The sequence below is a fragment of the Zoogloea ramigera genome, assembly GCF_006539865.1.
In the GTDB taxonomy this organism is placed as follows: domain Bacteria; phylum Pseudomonadota; class Gammaproteobacteria; order Burkholderiales; family Rhodocyclaceae; genus Zoogloea; species Zoogloea ramigera.
The window spans coordinates 20,033-35,387 of the sequence record NZ_BJNV01000026.1 but is presented as its reverse complement, the minus strand read 5'-3'; the positions used below and the strand labels follow the sequence as shown (position 1 = coordinate 35,387).

At 67.9% G+C, this 15,355-nt stretch carries 19 protein-coding genes; 14 read left to right on the top strand and 5 right to left on the bottom strand.

Annotation, left to right across the window (positions count from 1 at the left end):
• Positions 1-30: 30 nt before the first annotated feature.
• From urtB to ZRA01_RS09160, 14 genes are all read left to right on the top strand, one after another.
• Positions 31-1,608 (top strand): urea ABC transporter permease subunit UrtB, encoded by a 1,578-nt coding sequence (gene urtB / locus ZRA01_RS09225; RefSeq protein ID WP_141351500.1) that lies wholly within the window; start codon positions 31-33, stop codon positions 1,606-1,608.
• 12 nt (positions 1,609-1,620) lie between these two features.
• Positions 1,621-2,724 (top strand): urea ABC transporter permease subunit UrtC, encoded by a 1,104-nt coding sequence (gene urtC, locus ZRA01_RS09220; protein ID WP_141351498.1) that lies wholly within the window; start codon positions 1,621-1,623, stop codon positions 2,722-2,724.
• Between the two features lie 59 nt (positions 2,725-2,783).
• On the top strand, positions 2,784-3,557 hold the full coding sequence (gene urtD / locus ZRA01_RS09215; protein WP_218028692.1) for an urea ABC transporter ATP-binding protein UrtD: 774 nt from the start codon (positions 2,784-2,786) through the stop codon (positions 3,555-3,557).
• Positions 3,558-3,560: 3 nt separating this feature from the next.
• Positions 3,561-4,253 carry an urea ABC transporter ATP-binding subunit UrtE gene (gene urtE / locus ZRA01_RS09210; protein ID WP_141351494.1) on the top strand — a complete coding sequence of 231 codons (693 nt, stop codon included), beginning with the start codon at positions 3,561-3,563 and terminating at the stop codon, positions 4,251-4,253.
• Positions 4,254-4,297: 44 nt separating this feature from the next.
• Positions 4,298-5,158, top strand: a complete 861-nt coding sequence (locus tag ZRA01_RS09205; RefSeq protein ID WP_141351492.1) for an urease accessory protein UreD — start codon at positions 4,298-4,300, stop codon at positions 5,156-5,158.
• A 13-nt stretch (positions 5,159-5,171) separates the two neighbouring features.
• Positions 5,172-5,474, top strand: coding sequence for an urease subunit gamma (locus tag ZRA01_RS09200; RefSeq protein ID WP_141351490.1), 303 nt, complete (start codon positions 5,172-5,174; stop codon positions 5,472-5,474).
• Between the two features lie 17 nt (positions 5,475-5,491).
• Positions 5,492-5,680 carry a hypothetical protein gene (locus ZRA01_RS09195; protein ID WP_141351488.1) on the top strand — a complete coding sequence of 63 codons (189 nt, stop codon included), beginning with the start codon at positions 5,492-5,494 and terminating at the stop codon, positions 5,678-5,680.
• Positions 5,677-5,985, top strand: coding sequence for an urease subunit beta (locus tag ZRA01_RS09190; protein ID WP_141351486.1), 309 nt, complete (start codon positions 5,677-5,679; stop codon positions 5,983-5,985). Before ZRA01_RS09195 ends, ZRA01_RS09190 begins: the two co-directional genes overlap by 4 nt.
• A complete protein-coding gene (gene ureC / locus ZRA01_RS09185) occupies positions 5,982-7,688 on the top strand; it encodes an urease subunit alpha (protein ID WP_141351484.1) in 1,707 nt (568 codons plus the stop codon). Before ZRA01_RS09190 ends, ureC begins: the two co-directional genes overlap by 4 nt.
• Position 7,689: 1 nt before the next feature.
• Positions 7,690-8,214 carry an urease accessory protein UreE gene (ureE, locus tag ZRA01_RS09180; RefSeq protein WP_141351482.1) on the top strand — a complete coding sequence of 175 codons (525 nt, stop codon included), beginning with the start codon at positions 7,690-7,692 and terminating at the stop codon, positions 8,212-8,214.
• A complete protein-coding gene (locus ZRA01_RS09175) occupies positions 8,211-8,891 on the top strand; it encodes an urease accessory protein UreF (protein ID WP_141351480.1) in 681 nt (226 codons plus the stop codon). The genes ureE and ZRA01_RS09175 overlap by 4 nt, the downstream gene beginning before the upstream one ends.
• A 3-nt stretch (positions 8,892-8,894) precedes the next feature.
• Positions 8,895-9,500 carry an urease accessory protein UreG gene (gene ureG / locus ZRA01_RS09170; RefSeq protein ID WP_141351478.1) on the top strand — a complete coding sequence of 202 codons (606 nt, stop codon included), beginning with the start codon at positions 8,895-8,897 and terminating at the stop codon, positions 9,498-9,500.
• 550 nt (positions 9,501-10,050) lie between these two features.
• Entirely contained in the window at positions 10,051-10,743 is a 693-nt protein-coding gene (locus ZRA01_RS09165; RefSeq protein WP_141351476.1) for a PDZ domain-containing protein, read from the top strand.
• The gene (locus ZRA01_RS09160) at positions 10,740-11,387 is read left to right on the top strand and encodes a hypothetical protein (RefSeq protein WP_141351474.1); all 648 of its coding nucleotides are present in this window, start codon (positions 10,740-10,742) and stop codon (positions 11,385-11,387) included. Before ZRA01_RS09165 ends, ZRA01_RS09160 begins: the two co-directional genes overlap by 4 nt.
• 106 nt (positions 11,388-11,493) lie before the next feature.
• Here ZRA01_RS09160 and mnmE read toward each other — a convergent pair whose 3' ends face one another.
• From mnmE to rpmH, 5 genes are read right to left on the bottom strand one after another with little or no spacing between them, the layout of a single operon-like run.
• The gene (gene mnmE, locus ZRA01_RS09155) at positions 11,494-12,840 is read right to left on the bottom strand and encodes a tRNA uridine-5-carboxymethylaminomethyl(34) synthesis GTPase MnmE (RefSeq protein ID WP_141351472.1); all 1,347 of its coding nucleotides are present in this window, start codon (positions 12,838-12,840) and stop codon (positions 11,494-11,496) included.
• Complete coding sequence (gene yidC / locus ZRA01_RS09150) at positions 12,821-14,461, bottom strand: membrane protein insertase YidC (protein ID WP_141351470.1); 1,641 nt, start codon at positions 14,459-14,461, stop codon at positions 12,821-12,823. The genes mnmE and yidC overlap by 20 nt, the downstream gene beginning before the upstream one ends.
• Before the next feature lie 42 nt (positions 14,462-14,503).
• Positions 14,504-14,713: a membrane protein insertion efficiency factor YidD gene (gene yidD / locus ZRA01_RS09145; protein WP_141351468.1), complete on the bottom strand. Its 210-nt coding sequence runs from the start codon at positions 14,711-14,713 to the stop codon at positions 14,504-14,506.
• Positions 14,710-15,204, bottom strand: coding sequence for a ribonuclease P protein component (gene rnpA / locus ZRA01_RS21245; RefSeq protein ID WP_281279865.1), 495 nt, complete (start codon positions 15,202-15,204; stop codon positions 14,710-14,712). Before rnpA ends, yidD begins: the two co-directional genes overlap by 4 nt.
• A complete protein-coding gene (gene rpmH / locus ZRA01_RS09135; RefSeq protein ID WP_079434516.1) occupies positions 15,143-15,277 on the bottom strand; it encodes a 50S ribosomal protein L34 in 135 nt (44 codons plus the stop codon). Before rpmH ends, rnpA begins: the two co-directional genes overlap by 62 nt.
• Positions 15,278-15,355 lie beyond the last annotated feature (78 nt).

Genomic DNA, 15,355 nt, shown 5'->3' with positions numbered 1-15,355 from the left:
TGCACTGCACAAACTGCGGACGGACATCCCATGATCAAAAAACTACTCCTCGTACTGCTCTGCGCTGCCGGCGTGAGCGCCCACGCGGCCCTCGACCCGGCGCAGGTCCGCCAGCTGGCGGCCGAAGATTCGGCCGACAAGGTCGCCGCCATCCGCCAGCTCACGCAGACGGCCGACCCGGACGCCGTGCGCGTGCTCCAGGCGATGGCCGACGATGCCCTCTATGTCGCCCGGGACAAGGCGCTGATCATCAGCGGCGAGCAGGCCTTCGACGCCGCCACCGGGGCCGCCGTCGACATGCCGGCCGAGCCGGAGGCGGTGACGGTGAACAACCGCCTCCGCGGCGAGCTCGCCAACGCCCTTGCAGCCCTCAAGCTGTTCGACGCGGATGCCGCCGTGCGGCGGGCCTCGGCCCAGGCGCTGCAGGCCAGCGCCGATGCCGGCATGGCGCCGCTGCTGGCCCGGGCCCTGGAGCGGGAGACCGACGCCGGCATCAAGGCGCTGCTGGTGGTGGCCCACGCCCAGGCCACCCTCGGCGACGCCGACCCGGCCGTCCGGCTGGCAGCGGTCAAGGCCCTGGCCGACACCGCCTCGCCTGCCGTCAAGAGCATGCTGTTGCCCCTCACCGACAAGGCTGGTGAGGCAGACGACAAGGTGCGCTACGCGGCCATCGAGGCGGTCAAGGCGATCGACGGCCGCCTCGCCGTCGCCGAGAACCTCGGGCGGGTCTTCTCGGGCCTGTCGCTGGGCTCCATCCTGCTCCTCGCGGCGCTGGGGCTCGCCATCACCTACGGGGTGATGGGCGTCATCAACATGGCCCACGGCGAGCTGCTGATGGTCGGCGCCTACGCCACCTACGGCGTGCAGAGCCTGTTCCGCGCCTACGCGCCGGGCCTCATCGACTGGTACCTGCCGGCGGCGATCCCGGTGGCTTTCTTCACCGCGGCGGCCGTCGGGGTGGTGATGGAGCGCACGGTGATCCGCTGGCTGTACGGCCGCACGCTGGAAACCCTGCTCGCCACCTGGGGCATCTCGCTGGTGCTGATCCAGGCCGCGCGGGTGGCCTTCGGGGCGCAGAACGTGGAGGTCGCCAACCCCGGCTGGATGTCCGGCGGCATCGAGGTGATGCCCAACCTGCTGCTGCCCTGGAACCGCATCATCATCGTCGGCTTCGCGATGTTCGTGCTGTTCCTGGTGTGGGTGCTGATGAACCGCACGCGGCTGGGCATGTTCGTCCGCGCCGTCACCCAGAACCGCCCGATGGCCGGCTGCGTCGGGGTGCACACCGCCCGCATCGACACGATGGCCTTCGCGCTCGGCGCCGGCATCGCCGGGCTGGGCGGGGTGGCGCTGTCGCAGATCTCCAACGTCGGGCCGGACATGGGGCAGGGCTACATCGTCGATTCGTTCATGGTGGTGGTGGTCGGCGGGGTCGGCCAGCTGGCCGGCGCCGTGTGGGCCGCGCTGGGCCTGGGCATCTTCAGCAAGCTGCTCGAAGGCTGGGCGGGCGCGGTGATCGCCAAGATCACCGTCCTCGTCGCCATCATCGTCTTCATCCAGAAGCGTCCGCAGGGCATCTTTGCCCTCAAGGGCCGCTTCGTCGAATAAGGAATGGACACCATGCGCAAGCCGCTCGTCGTTCGCATCCTGTCCTCGCTGGACACCAGGGCCTGGATCGCCATGGCCGTCTTCCTGGGCCTGGCCCTGGCCGTCGTGCCGGTGCTGCACCTGGCGCTACCTGAGGAGAGCCCCTTCCACGTCTCCACCTACGCCATCACGCTCCTCGGCAAGATCATGTGCTACGCCCTGGTGGCGGTGGCGATGGACCTGATCTGGGGCTACGGCGGCATCTTGTCCCTCGGCCACGGGCTGTTCTTCGCGCTCGGCGGCTACGCCTTCGGGATGTACCTGATGCGCCAGATCGGCCACGATGCCGCCGAGCTGCCCGCCTTCATGGTCTTCCTCGACTGGAAGGAGCTGCCGTGGTTCTGGCTCGGCAGCGACAGCTTCGGCTGGGCGGCCTTCCTGGTGATGGCGCTGCCGGCCCTGGTGGCCTTCGTGTTCGGCTACTTCGCCTTCCGCTCGCGGATCAAGGGGGTGTATTTCTCGATCATCACCCAGGCGCTCACCTACGCGGCGATGCTGCTGTTCTTCCGCAACGAGACCGGCTTTGGCGGCAACAACGGCTTCACCGACTTCAAGCGCGTCCTCGGCTACGGCATCACCGCCCCCGAGACGCGGCTGGTGCTGTTCGGCCTCACCGCCCTCGCGCTGGCGGCCACGCTGGTGTTTGCCGCCTGGCTGGTGAAGTCGAAGTTCGGGCGGGTGCTCACCGCGATCCGCGACGCCGAGTCCCGGGTCATGTTCATCGGCTACAACCCGCTCTGGTACAAGCTCGGCATCTGGGTCGTGTCGGCGGTGCTGTGCGGCATTGCCGGCGCCCTCTACGTGCCCCAGGTGGGCATCATCAACCCGTCCGAGATGTCGCCCGGCAACTCCATCGAAATCGCCATCTGGGTTGCCGTCGGCGGGCGTGGCACGCTGATCGGGCCGATCATCGGCGCCTTCGTGGTCAACCTGGCCAAGAGCTGGTTCACCGTCAGCTTCCCCGAATACTGGCTGTTCTTCCTCGGCCTGCTGTTCATCGTCGTCACGCTGATGCTGCCGCAGGGCCTGGTCGGCCTGTGGAAGAAACTCATGAACAAGGAAGGAGCCGCCGCATGAACGCCGCCATTTCCCACTCCCTCGAAGGCCGCCCGGAGGGCAGCCACGGTGCCGAGCAGATGGGCCACCTCGTCACCGGCGGGCTCGACCTGTCCCACGGCGTGGCGCTCTACCTGGAGGACATCACCGTCAGCTTCGACGGCTTCCGGGCGCTCAACCAGCTCAACCTGACCATCGACGCCGGCGAGCTGCGCTGCATCATCGGCCCCAACGGCGCCGGCAAGACGACCATGATGGACGTCATCACCGGCAAGACGCGGCCCGACGCGGGCAAGGCCTTTTTCGGCCAGACCATTGACCTGACGCGCCTCACCGAGCCCGAGATCGCCCACGCCGGCATCGGCCGCAAGTTCCAGAAGCCCACCATCTTCGAGCGCCACACGGTGTTCGAGAACCTCGAGCTGGCAATGAAGACCGACAAGCGGGTGTGGACCAGCCTGTTCGCGTGGCTCTCCGGCGAGGCCCGCGACCGCATTGCCGACACGCTGCGCCTGATCCGCCTCGACAAGGAGGCCGACCGCCCGGCCGGGCTGCTGTCCCACGGCCAGAAGCAGTGGCTCGAGATCGGCATGCTGCTGATGCAGGAGCCCAGGCTGCTGCTCCTCGACGAGCCGGTGGCCGGCATGACCGACGACGAGACGATGCGCACCGCCGAGCTCTTCGTGTCGCTGGCCGGCAAGCACTCGCTGGTCGTCGTCGAGCACGACATGGCCTTCGTCGAGAAGCTGGGCGGCAAGGTCACGGTGCTGCACGAGGGCTCGGTGCTCGCCGAGGGCGACCTGGCCACGGTGCAGAACGATCAACGCGTAATCGAAGTCTATCTGGGGCGCTGAAACATGCTCAAAGTCGAATCCCTCCACCAGGCCTATGGTGGCAGCCACATCCTCCGCGGCCTCAGTTTCGAGGTGAAGACCGGCGAAGTGACCACCCTGCTGGGCCGCAACGGCGTCGGCAAGACCACGCTGCTCAAGTCGCTGATGGGCCTGGTCAAGACCCGGGAAGGCAGCATGAGCTTCGACGGCCGGGACATCACCCACCTGCCGCCCCACGAGCGCGTCAAGGCCGGCATCGGCTACGTGCCGCAGGGCCGCGAGATCTTCCCGCGCCTCACGGTGGAAGAGAACCTGCTGATGGGCCTCGCCACCCGGCCCGGCAGTAGCAAGATCCCCGAGCGCATCTTCGAGATGTTCCCGGTGCTCGCCAAGATGATGCACCGCCGCGGCGGCGACCTCTCCGGCGGCCAGCAGCAACAGCTCGCCATCGGCCGCGCGCTGGCGATGGGGCCCAAGCTGCTGATCCTCGACGAGCCCACCGAAGGCATCCAGCCGTCCATCATCAAGGATATCGAGCGCGCCATCCGCATGTTGGCGCAGACCGGCGAGATGGCGATCCTGCTCGTCGAGCAGTACTACGACTTTGCCGAATCGCTGGCCGACCAGTACCTGCTGATGGAGCGCGGCGAGTTCATCATGCGGGGCAGGGGAGAGACGATGCCCCAGGACGGCGTGCGCGAGGCGCTGGCGGTCTGAGTAACGAACTCCCACGCCCGCCGCCTTATCCGGATAATCCGGCCATGAACTCGCGCCTTCCCTCCGTCTCGCCCGCGCCCGCCTGGCACGCCGCGCTGCACCTCGCCTTCGCCCGCACGGGCGAGCGCACGGTGCTGCGCGACAACCGCCACCACGGCCCCCTGCGCGTGCAGAAGGCCCTCTACCCGGAGGGCGAGGGCGTCTGCCAGGCCATCGTGCTGCATCCGCCGTCCGGCATCGCCGGGGGCGACCACCTGCTGATCTCCGCCACCGTGGGCGCCGGCGCCCACGCCCAGCTCACCACGCCGGGGGCCGGCAAGTGGTACCGCAGCGGCGGGCCGGAGGCGTCGCAGCGCCTCGAGCTGACGGTGGAGGAGGGCGCCGCGCTGGAATGGCTGCCCCAGGAAACCATCGTCTTCGACGGTGCCCGGGCGCGCATGGAGACCCGCGTCCGGCTGGCGGCCGACAGCCGCTTTATCGGCTGGGACATCCTGTGCCTCGGCCGGGCTGCCGCCGGCGAACGCTTCGAGCACGGCCGCTTCGACCTGCTGTGCCGCGTCGAGCGTGGCGGTGCGCCGATCTGGCTGGAGCGCGGCGGCTTCGATGGTGCCGACCCGATGCTCGCCAGCCCCGCCGGCTGGGCCGGCCACGGCGTGGGCGGCACGCTGCTGTGCGCCTTCCCCGACCTGCCGCGGCAGGCCGCAGGCCTGCTCGAAGCGCTGCGCGCCATCGCTCCGGGCGACGGCGCCAGCCACGGCATCACCGCGCTGCCCGGCGTGCTCGTCGCCCGCTACCTGGGCGACAACAGTGAGGCCGCCCGGCTGTGGTTCGCCCGCCTGTGGCAGACCCTGCGCCCGGCCTGCTGCGGCCGCCCGGCCGTCCCGCCCCGAATCTGGAACACCTGAAGGAGTACGCTGAATGGAACTCACGCCACGCGAGAAGGACAAGCTCCTGATCTTCACCGCCGGCCTGCTCGCCGAGCGGCGCAAGGCCCGCGGCCTGAAGCTCAACTACCCGGAAGCCGTCGCGCTGATCACCTGCGCGATCATGGAAGGCGCCCGTGACGGCCGCACCGTGGCCGAGCTGATGCACCTGGGCACCCAGGTGCTCGGCCGCGCCGACGTGATGGACGGCATCGCCGAGCTGATCCCCGAGATCCAGGTCGAAGCGACCTTTCCGGACGGCACCAAGCTGGTCACCGTCCACAACCCCATCGTCTGACCCCCGAGGAGCTTGCCATGACACCCCTGTTCAAGCGCATCGCCGCGGCCGTGCCGGCGGCTTCGCCCGCCCTGGCCCTGGCGCATCCCGGCCACGGCGTGGTCGACGGCTGGGCCCACTGGTTCACGCCCGAACACGTGCTGCCCGGCCTCGTCGCCGTCGGCCTGCTGGTCTACCTCCTTGCTCGTGGGAAGGGCCGCGAATGATCCCCGGCGAACTCCTCGCCGAGCCCGGCGAGCTCGAACTCAACGTCGGCCGCCCGACGATCACGCTGGTCGTCGCCAACACCGGCGACCGGCCTATCCAGGTCGGCTCCCACTACCATTTCCACGAGACCAACGCCGGCCTCGCCTTCGACCGCGAGGCGGCGCGAGGCTACCGGCTCGACATCGCCGCCGGTACCGCGGTGCGCTTCGAGCCGGGCCAGACGCGCACCGTGCAGCTGGTGGCGCTGGCCGGCGAGCGCAAGGTTTATGGTTTCCGCGGCCTCGTCCAGGGAGCGCTCGAATGAGCACCAAAATTTCACGCCAGGCCTACGCCGAGATGTTCGGCCCCACCACCGGCGACCGCCTGCGCCTCGCCGACACCGCGCTGATCATCGAGGTCGAGCATGACCACACGATTTACGGCGAGGAGGTTAAGTTCGGCGGCGGCAAGGTCATCCGCGACGGCATGGGCCAGAGCCAGCGGGTGTCGGCCGAGACCGCCGACACGGTGATCACCAACGCCCTCATCGTCGACGCCGTCACCGGCATCGTGAAGGCCGACATCGGCCTCAAGGGCGGCCGCATCGCCGCCATCGGCAAGGCCGGCAACCCGGACATCCAGCCGGGTGTGACGATCATTGTCGGCCCCGGCACCGAGGTCATCGCCGGCGAGGGCATGATCGTGACCGCCGGCGGCATCGACAGCCACATCCACTTCATTTGCCCGCAGCAGATCGAGGAGGCGCTCAATTCCGGCGTCACCACCATGATCGGCGGCGGCACCGGCCCGGCCACCGGCACCTACGCCACCACCTGCACGCCGGGGCCGTGGCACATCCACCGCATGCTCGAGGCGGCCGACGCTTTCCCGATGAACCTCGGCTTCCTCGGCAAGGGCAACGCCAGCCTGCCCGAGGCCCTGCGCGAGCAGGTCGAGGCCGGCGTCATCGGCCTCAAGCTGCACGAAGACTGGGGCAGCACGCCGGCGGCCATCGACTGCTGCCTGGGCGTGGCCGACGAGATGGACGTGCAGGTGGCCATCCACACCGACACCCTCAACGAATCGGGCTTCGTCGAGGCCACCATCGACGCCTTCAAGGGCCGCACCATCCACACCTTCCACACCGAAGGGGCGGGCGGCGGCCACGCGCCGGACATCATCAAGGCGGCCGGGCTGCCCAACGTGCTGCCCAGCTCCACCAACCCGACGATGCCCTACACGGTGAACACTATCGACGAGCATCTCGACATGCTGATGGTGTGCCACCACCTCGACCCGGCGATCGCCGAGGACGTGGCGTTTGCCGAGAGCCGCATCCGCCGCGAGACCATCGCCGCCGAGGACATCCTGCACGACCTGGGCGTGTTCTCGATGATGAGCTCCGACTCCCAGGCCATGGGCCGCGTCGGCGAGGTGATCATCCGCACATGGCAGGCCGCCCACAAGATGAAGCTGCAGCGTGGCGCCCTGCCTGAGGACACGCCCCGCCACGACAACTTCCGGGTCAAGCGCTACATCGCCAAATACACCATCAACCCGGCGCTCACCCACGGCATCGCCCACACCGTGGGCTCCATCGAGGTCGGCAAGCTCGCCGACCTGGTGCTGTGGAAGCCGGCCTTCTTCGGCGTCAAGCCGAGCCTGATCCTCAAGGGCGGCATGATCGCCGCGGCGGCCATGGGCGACCCCAACGCCTCCATCCCCACGCCCCAGCCGGTGCATTACCGGCCGATGTTCGGCAGTTACGGCAAGGCCCTCAAGACCTCCGTCACCTTCGTCTCCCAGGCCGCGCTGCACAATCCGGCGATCGCCGCCCTCGGGCTGCAGAAGCCGCTGGTCGCCGTCTCGGGCACGCGCACCCTCACCAAGGCCGACATGGTGCACAACGGCGCCACCCCCGAGATCACCGTCGACCCGGAGACCTACGTGGTCAAGGCCGACGGTGTGCATCTGGTCTGCGAACCGGCCACCGAGCTCCCGCTGGCACAACGCTACTTCCTGTTCTGACATGATCCTCCTCACCCGACGCACCCAGCTGCCCGCCACCGACTCGGTGGCCCTCAGCTACGACGCCCGCAAGCGCAGCCGCCTGCGCCTCACGCTGGCCTCCGGCCGCGAGGCGGGCATCTTCCTCGAGCGGGGCGAGCACCTGCAGGGTGGCGACCGGCTGATTACCGACGACGGCGGCACCGTCGTCGAGATCGTCGCCGCCCCCGAGAAGCTCATCGAGGCCATCGCCGACAGCCCGCTGCTCTTCGCCCGCGCCGCCTACCACCTGGGCAACCGCCACGTGCCGGTGCAGATCCTGCCCACCGAGGCCGGCGGCCGGCTGCGCTTCCAGGCCGACCACGTGCTGGCCGACATGATCAAGGGCCTCGGTTGTAGCGTCGCCGAGATCGAGGCACCCTTCCAGCCCGAGGCCGGCGCCTACGGCGGCGGGCATCACCACCACGACGATGCCGCCGACCTGCACGATCCCGGCCACGGCCCCCACCGGTCGGTACCGCGCATCCACGAGTTCAAGCCACGGTGAGCCTGCAACTCGTCCGCCTGCTGCAACTGGCCAGCCCGGCCCTGCCGGTGGGCGCCTACACCTATTCGCAAGGCCTCGAATGGGCGGTGGAGAGTGGCGTGATCCGCGACGAGGCCAGCGCCGGGCGCTGGGTCGCCGACCTGCTCGAGCATGGCATTGGCGGTTACGAGGCACCGCTGGTCGCGGCCCTGATCGCCGCCTGGCAGGCGGACGACCATGCCGAGGTCGCCCGCCTCGACGCCGACTTCCTGGCCAGCCGCGAGTCCGCCGAGCTGCGCGCCGAGACCGCCCAGATGGGCTTCTCGATGCGCCGCCTGCTGCGCGACCTGCGCGACGACAGTCTGGCGCCGGTGCTCGCCGTCACCGACGCGCAGCCCGAGGTGGCCTTTCCCACCGTGTGGGCCGGCATCGCCGCCCGCTGGCAGATCGACCCCGACGCCGCGCTGTGCGCCTACCTGTGGTCATGGGCCGAAAACCAGGTGATGGCCGCCCTCAAGGCCGTGCCCCTCGGCCAGGCCGCCGGCCAGCGCCTGCTGGCCCGGCTGGGCAGGCGCATCGTCGAGGTCGCCGCCGCGGCCCGGCAGCGGCCCGAGGCCCGCTGGTCCAACTTCACGCCGGCCTTCGCGATCGCCTGCGCCCGCCACGAAACCCAGTATTCACGTCTCTTCAGGTCCTGAACCATGAACAAACAAGCCCTTAGAGTCGGCATCGGCGGCCCCGTCGGCTCCGGCAAGACCGCCCTGACCCTCGCCCTGTGCCAGGCCCTGCGCGAGCAGATCGACATGGCCGTCGTCACCAACGACATCTACACCGCCGAGGATGCCAAATTTCTGGTCAACCACTCGGCGCTCGCGCCGGAGCGCATCATCGGCGTCGAGACCGGCGGCTGCCCCCACACGGCGATCCGCGAGGACGCCTCGATCAACCTCGAAGCGGTCGACCGCCTCGAGCGCGCCTTCCCCGCCGTCGAGCTGATCCTCATCGAATCCGGCGGCGACAACCTCGCCGCCACCTTCTCCCCCGAGCTCTCCGACCTCACGCTCTACGTGATCGACGTGGCCGCCGGTGAGAAGATCCCCCGCAAGGGCGGCCCCGGCATCACCAAGTCGGATCTGCTCGTCATCAACAAGATCGACCTCGCGCCGCTGGTCGGCGCCTCGCTCGAGGTGATGGCCCACGACGCGAAGGCCCAGCGCGGCGAGCGGCCCTTCGTGTTCACCAACCTCAAGACCGGCGAGGGGCTGGACGCGGTGATTCGCTTCATCCGCGAGCGGGGGATGCTCTGACCGGCGCGACGTGGGTCATCACGCAGGCCAACGGATGCCCGGTTGGCGTGGATGCGCCTGGGGGAGGTGACCCGGGCAAGCCCGGCGACGCGGTTTTCCCCGGCAGCTCCGGAAAATTCCGAATCCGGGATCTTTTAATCCCTCGGCGCTCCTAAAAAATCCGGAATCCGCTCATCCCTGCAGCGAAGCCGAATCTTTTAATCCGGCTTCGGGATTAAAAAATGCGGGATCGGCCCGAGAAAATACCGTAGAGGCCCTAAAAATATGCTCCGCCGGATTTTTAAATCCCGTTCATGCGCAAGTTGGAGCCTGAATCGGATTTATTGATTCCAACGGGGGATTTTTAAATCCCGGCGAGGCCAATGATCGGGACGGTTCGGGATCTTTGTGGTGCCTGGCGGGGAAAGGTGGGGGCGCAGCTGCCTTGCCTGGAGGCGGTCGACGGATTCGCCGGTTGTGCTGGATCAAATCACGGCGGCGTCCGGATGTTTATGCTCTTCCTTGGGCTCCTGACGCCAACCTGGACCGGGAGAGTGAGAAGGAGGGGCGTATGTTGCGTCGTGTCTTGCCCGCGCTTGCCGCGGCGATGCTGGCCGGAGGCTGTGCGTCCCTCGTCGACGGCCGGAACCAGTCCATCTTGGTCCTGACGCCCGATTGCCCGGGGGCCGCCTGCCAGCTGCACAACGACAAGGGCCGCTGGCATGTCGCAACGACGCCTGCTTCGGTGGTGATCAATCGCTCCTTTGCCGATCTGGTCGTCAGTTGCAGCAAAGCCGCATCGCTGCCGGTCACGAAGGCCTTCCCTTCATCCACCAAGGGTATGGCCTACGGCAACATCCTTCTCGGTGGAGTCATTGGTGCCGGTGTCGATGTGGTCAATGGCGCGGCCTACGATTATCCGAGCGAAGTCAGTGTCCCGCTCGACTGCAAGCCTCTGGTGGGAGGGCCGTTACGTCTGGGGTGCCGGGTGCAGGACGTCACCGACATTGGTGGGAGTGTGCCGGGCCTGCCCGGCCGCCAGGGCGTGCGGGTGACCTGGGTCGACGCGGGAGGCGCCGCCGAGCTGGCGGGCCTGCGGGTGGGGGACGTCCTGCTGGATTTCAACGGGCAGGCGATCACCGATTCGGATTCGCTCAAGCAGTTTCTGGCAAGCCAGGACCCGCAGCAGGTTTTCCGGATGCGCTATTTTCGCAATGGCGTCCAGGCTGACGCCGTTTTCACGGTCAGGGGAGGGGTATTGTGAGAAATCTGTGTGTGGCGGTGTTGGCGGTCGGTGCCCTGGGGCTGGGGGGCTGTGCCTTCCAGGGCGGGGTCAATCCGAACCATTTCAAGTACGAGTCCCGCGTCTATGATGGGCCGATCAGGGGGCGGGCCCTGATAGAAATGCCGAAGGCCGTGCAGGACGAAAAATTCATCGGCAAGCCGACCAGCCTAACGGGCGCTGCGACAAACCTGACCCTGCAGATCGGCGAGATCACGCGGGAGGCGGCGACCCTCGCGTTCGGGAATGTCTTTTCCGACGGGGTGAAGGTTGTCGAGTCGGCCAGCGGGCAGATGGGGCATGTGGCCGTTGTCCGCCCCCGGGTCACCCAGTTCAGCTATGAATACAACGCCCTCCGGAATGCCGGCTTTGCAATCACCCCGACGGCCGTGGTCGACCTGGAGCTCGTGTTGGCGGCCAACAGCGGGAAACCCATCTTCACGCGCAGCTTTCCGTCGGGCAACGTCGAAGGGCCCACCTACTTCCTGAGCGGTAGTCCGGGCGACGAGATCTCGAAGGCCGCCCACCAGGCCGTGATGAAGGTGATGCAGGATGCCGCCGATGCAACCCACCGGGAGCTGAAGAAGGAGCCGCCTGCCGGGGTGAAGGGCGACAGCGCTTTGTGACGTCGGTCCTGGTGGAGTTCCGCTTTCACGGACAAAGCCGATGGCATCCAAGCAAAAAAGCCCGCCTAGCGGGCTTTTTGCTTAGATGGAGTGCCGGAGGGCTTCGTTACTTTCCGATGCAGAACCGCGAAAAGATCACCCCCAGCAGATCGTCGGGGGTGAACTCGCCGGTGATCTCGTTGACGGCTTCCTGGGCGAGGCGGAGCTCTTCCGCCATCAGCTCGAGGGCGTGGCGGGCGTCGAGGGCGGCGTGGACGCGGGCGTGGGCTTCGCGCAGGGCGATGAGGTGACGTTCGCGGGCGAGGATCACGTCCTCGCCGTGGCGGTGCCAGCCGGCCACGCGCAAAAGCTCGGCGCGTAGCAGCTCGATGCCCTGGCCGGCCTTGGCCGACAGGTAGATTCCCACCGCGCCATCTGCCTCGATGCGTTCGGGCTGGCGGGCCTGCAGGTCGACCTTGTTGAAGACGGTGATGCGCTCGACACCGGCGGGCAGGCGCGCGTCGATGGCCGCGTCGGCGGCGGTGAGACCGTCGCGCACATCCACCAGGCGCACGATCACGTCGGCGCGTTCGATCTCCTGCCAGGTGCGGGCGATGCCGATCTTCTCGACCTCGTCGGTGGTCTCGCGCAGGCCGGCGGTGTCGGTGATGTGGAGCGGGATGCCTTCGATCTGGATGGTTTCGCGCAGTGCGTCGCGGGTGGTGCCGGCGATGTCGGTGACGATGGCGCGATCGATGCCGGCGAGGCGGTTGAGCAGGCTGGACTTGCCGACGTTGGGCTGGCCGACCAGCACCACGTGGAGGCCATTGCGCAGCAGGCTGCCCTGGCGGGCGCGGTCGAGGATCGCGGTGAGCTCGGCGGCGATGGCCTCGATGCGCTCGAAGGCCCTGGCTTCGACGAGGAAGTCGACGTCCTCGTCGGGGAAATCGAGGGTGGCCTCGACCAGCATGCGCAGGTCAATGAGGCGGTCGCACAGGCCGCGGACTTCGGTGGAGAAGTTGCCGGTGAGGGATCGCACCGCCGAGCGGGCCGCGGCGGCGGTGGAGGCTTCGATGAGGTCGGCGACACTCTCGGCCTGGGCCAGGTCGAGCTTGCCGTTGAGGAAGGCGCGGCGGGTGAATTCGCCCGGCTCGGCCAGGCGGGCGCCGAGCTCGAGGCAGCGGGCCAGCAGCATCTGCATGACCACCGGGCCGCCGTGGCCCTGGAGCTCGATGACGTCTTCGCCGGTGAAGGAGTGGGGCGCCGGGAAGTAGAGGAGCAGGCCTTCGTCGATCAGGCCGCCGGACGCATCGTGGAAGCGTGCGAAATGGGCCAGCCGGGCCTGGGGCTCACGGCCACAGATGCGGGCCGCCAGCGGGGCGAGGTTCGGCCCGGAGAGCCGGACCACGCCAATGCCACCACGCCCGGGCGCGGTGGCAATGGCGGCGATCAGGTCACTCGGCGGGTTTGCCACCGGCTTCGATCATGCGGTTGATCTGCCATTGCTGGGCGATGGACAGGGTGTTGTTGACGACCCAGTACAGCACCAGACCGGCCGGGAACCACAGGAACATGAAGGTGAACAGGATAGGCATCATCATCATGACCTTGGCCTGGATCGGATCGGGCGGAGCCGGGTTGAGCTTGGTCTGGATGAAGCTGGTGGCGCCCATGATCAGCGGCAGGATGTAGTACGGGTCCTTCACCGACAGATCCTGGATCCAGCCCAGCCACGGTGCGCCGCGCATCTCGACGACGCCCAGCAGCACCCAGTAGAGGGCGATGAACACCGGGATCTGGATCAGGATGGGCAGGCAGCCGCCGAGCGGATTGACCTTCTCGCGCTTGTAGAGGTCCATCATGGCCTGCTGCATCTTCATCTTGTCGTCGCCGTACTGCTCCTTCATGCGCTGCAGGCGGGGGCCAAGCGTTTTCATCTTGGCCATCGACTTGTAGCTGGCGGCGGACAGCGGGAAGAACAGCGCCTTCAGGGCGATGGTGACGAGGATGATCGCCCAGCCCCAGTTGCCGGTGAGCTTGTGGAACCACTCGAGCACCCAGAACAGCGGCGCGGCGATGATGGTCAGCCAGCCGTAGTCGACCACCAGGTCGAAGCCCTTGGCGAAGGTCTCGAGGCGGGACTGCTCCTGCGGGCCGGCGTAAAGCGGCACGGCGAGCTTGCCGACCTGGCCCGGGGCGATGGAGGCCACCGGCAGGATCACGCCGGCCGAGTAGAGATCGGAGCTGACCTGGTTGGCGAAGAACTCACGCTCGCCGCCCGTGGGAGCCCAGCCGGCCACGAAGTAGTGCTGCACCATCGCGGCCCAGCCATCGGCGGCCTTGGTGACGAACTTGGCCTTCTTGGCGGCGATGTCCTCGAAGGCGACCTTCTGGTACTTCTCGGTTTCGGTGTAGAAAGCCGGGCCGGTGAAGGTCTGCACGCCGAAGCCGCCCGGCTGCTCGGCCGGCTGGCCGTCACGGGTGAACTGGAAGTAGGCGTGGGGGGCGATCGGGGCGCCGCTGCCGTTGGTGATCTCGTAACTCACCTCGGCCTGGTAGCTGCCGCGGTTGAAGGTGATCAGCTTGGCCACCTTGATGCCGTCGGCGGTGGGCGGCGCGTCGAGGCGCAGGGTGACGGCGTTTTCGCCATCCTTCAGCGCGGCTTCGGTGGCGCCCAGCGTGAACAGTGTCTTGTGGTTGGGCAGGCCGTTGCCGATCAGGCCGGTCTGGGCCGCGTAGTTGTGCTTCTCGCCGTTGTCGAAGAGCACGTAGTTGCGCGTGCTGTCCTCGCTGGAGTGGTGCTTGGTGAGCTCGAGACGGACGATGTCGCCGCCCTGGGCCGAGACTTCGGCCACCAGCACGTCGGTGCGGATGATTGCCTTGGGGGCGGCGACCGGCGCCGGCGCGGCGGGCTGGCCCGGCACGGCGACGGCACCGGGGGCGCCGGCCGCCGTCGGGGTCGGCACGCCGGCTGTGCCACCGGCGGCTGCCGCGGTGGCGGGGGCCTTGGGCTGGTTGTGCTTCTGCCATCCGTCCCACAGCATGACCAGCGAGAACGAGAAGACGAGGAGGAGGATCAGGCGACGGTTATCCATCGGAGTCAGTGTCTGGAAGTAGGTGGGGCGAGGTGGGAAGGCTCAGGGGACCGGGTCGTAACCGCCACCGCTGAACGGATGGCAGCGGCACACGCGCCGGGCCGCCAGCCAGCCGCCCTTCAGGGCGCCATGGCGTTCGACGGCCTCGACGGCGTATTCGGAGCAGCTCGGCACGAAACGGCAGTTGCGCCCCAGCATCGGGCTGATGGCGTAGCGATAGACGCGCAACAGGGCCAGCACGAGGCTTTTCATTTCTTCGGCAGGCGTCCGAGGAGACTGTTCATGTCTTCACGCATCATGCGCCGGGTCACGTTGTCGAGCTTGGCCGACAATCGTAACACCAGATCGTGGGCGGGCAGATCGGCCTGCGCATGGCGGAACAGGTCGCGGCCGATCCGCTTCACCAGGTTGCGCTGTACCGCGCGCTTGGCGAGCTTCTTGGCCACGACGAGGCCGATACGGGCATGACCGAGGCTGTTCGGGCAGTAGTGCAGGTTGAACCAGCGCCCGCGCAGCACGCGCCGGAAAGCAAAAACGGATGAATACTCATCCGTTTTGTGCAGTCGCAGGGACGAGCCGAAGCCGAATCCTGCCGTATCTACAACATCCGCTGCCGGGCACTCGGGGGCGTCGGCAGTGGAGGCTGGGGCCTCGCAGGCGCCCTTGGCGCCCTCGGAGCCCTTAGACGGCGAGACGATGACGGCCCTTGGCGCGGCGAGCGGCGATGACCTTGCGGCCGCCACGGGTGGCCATGCGAACCAGGAAGCCGTGGGTGCGCTTGCGACGGACGACGGACGGTTGGTAAGTACGCTTCATTTTCTAAGCCCGAAAAAAGTTAAGTCAAACACGCAATTTGATCTTTTAACCCTCTGTTTGTCAAGATTCTTTTGATCG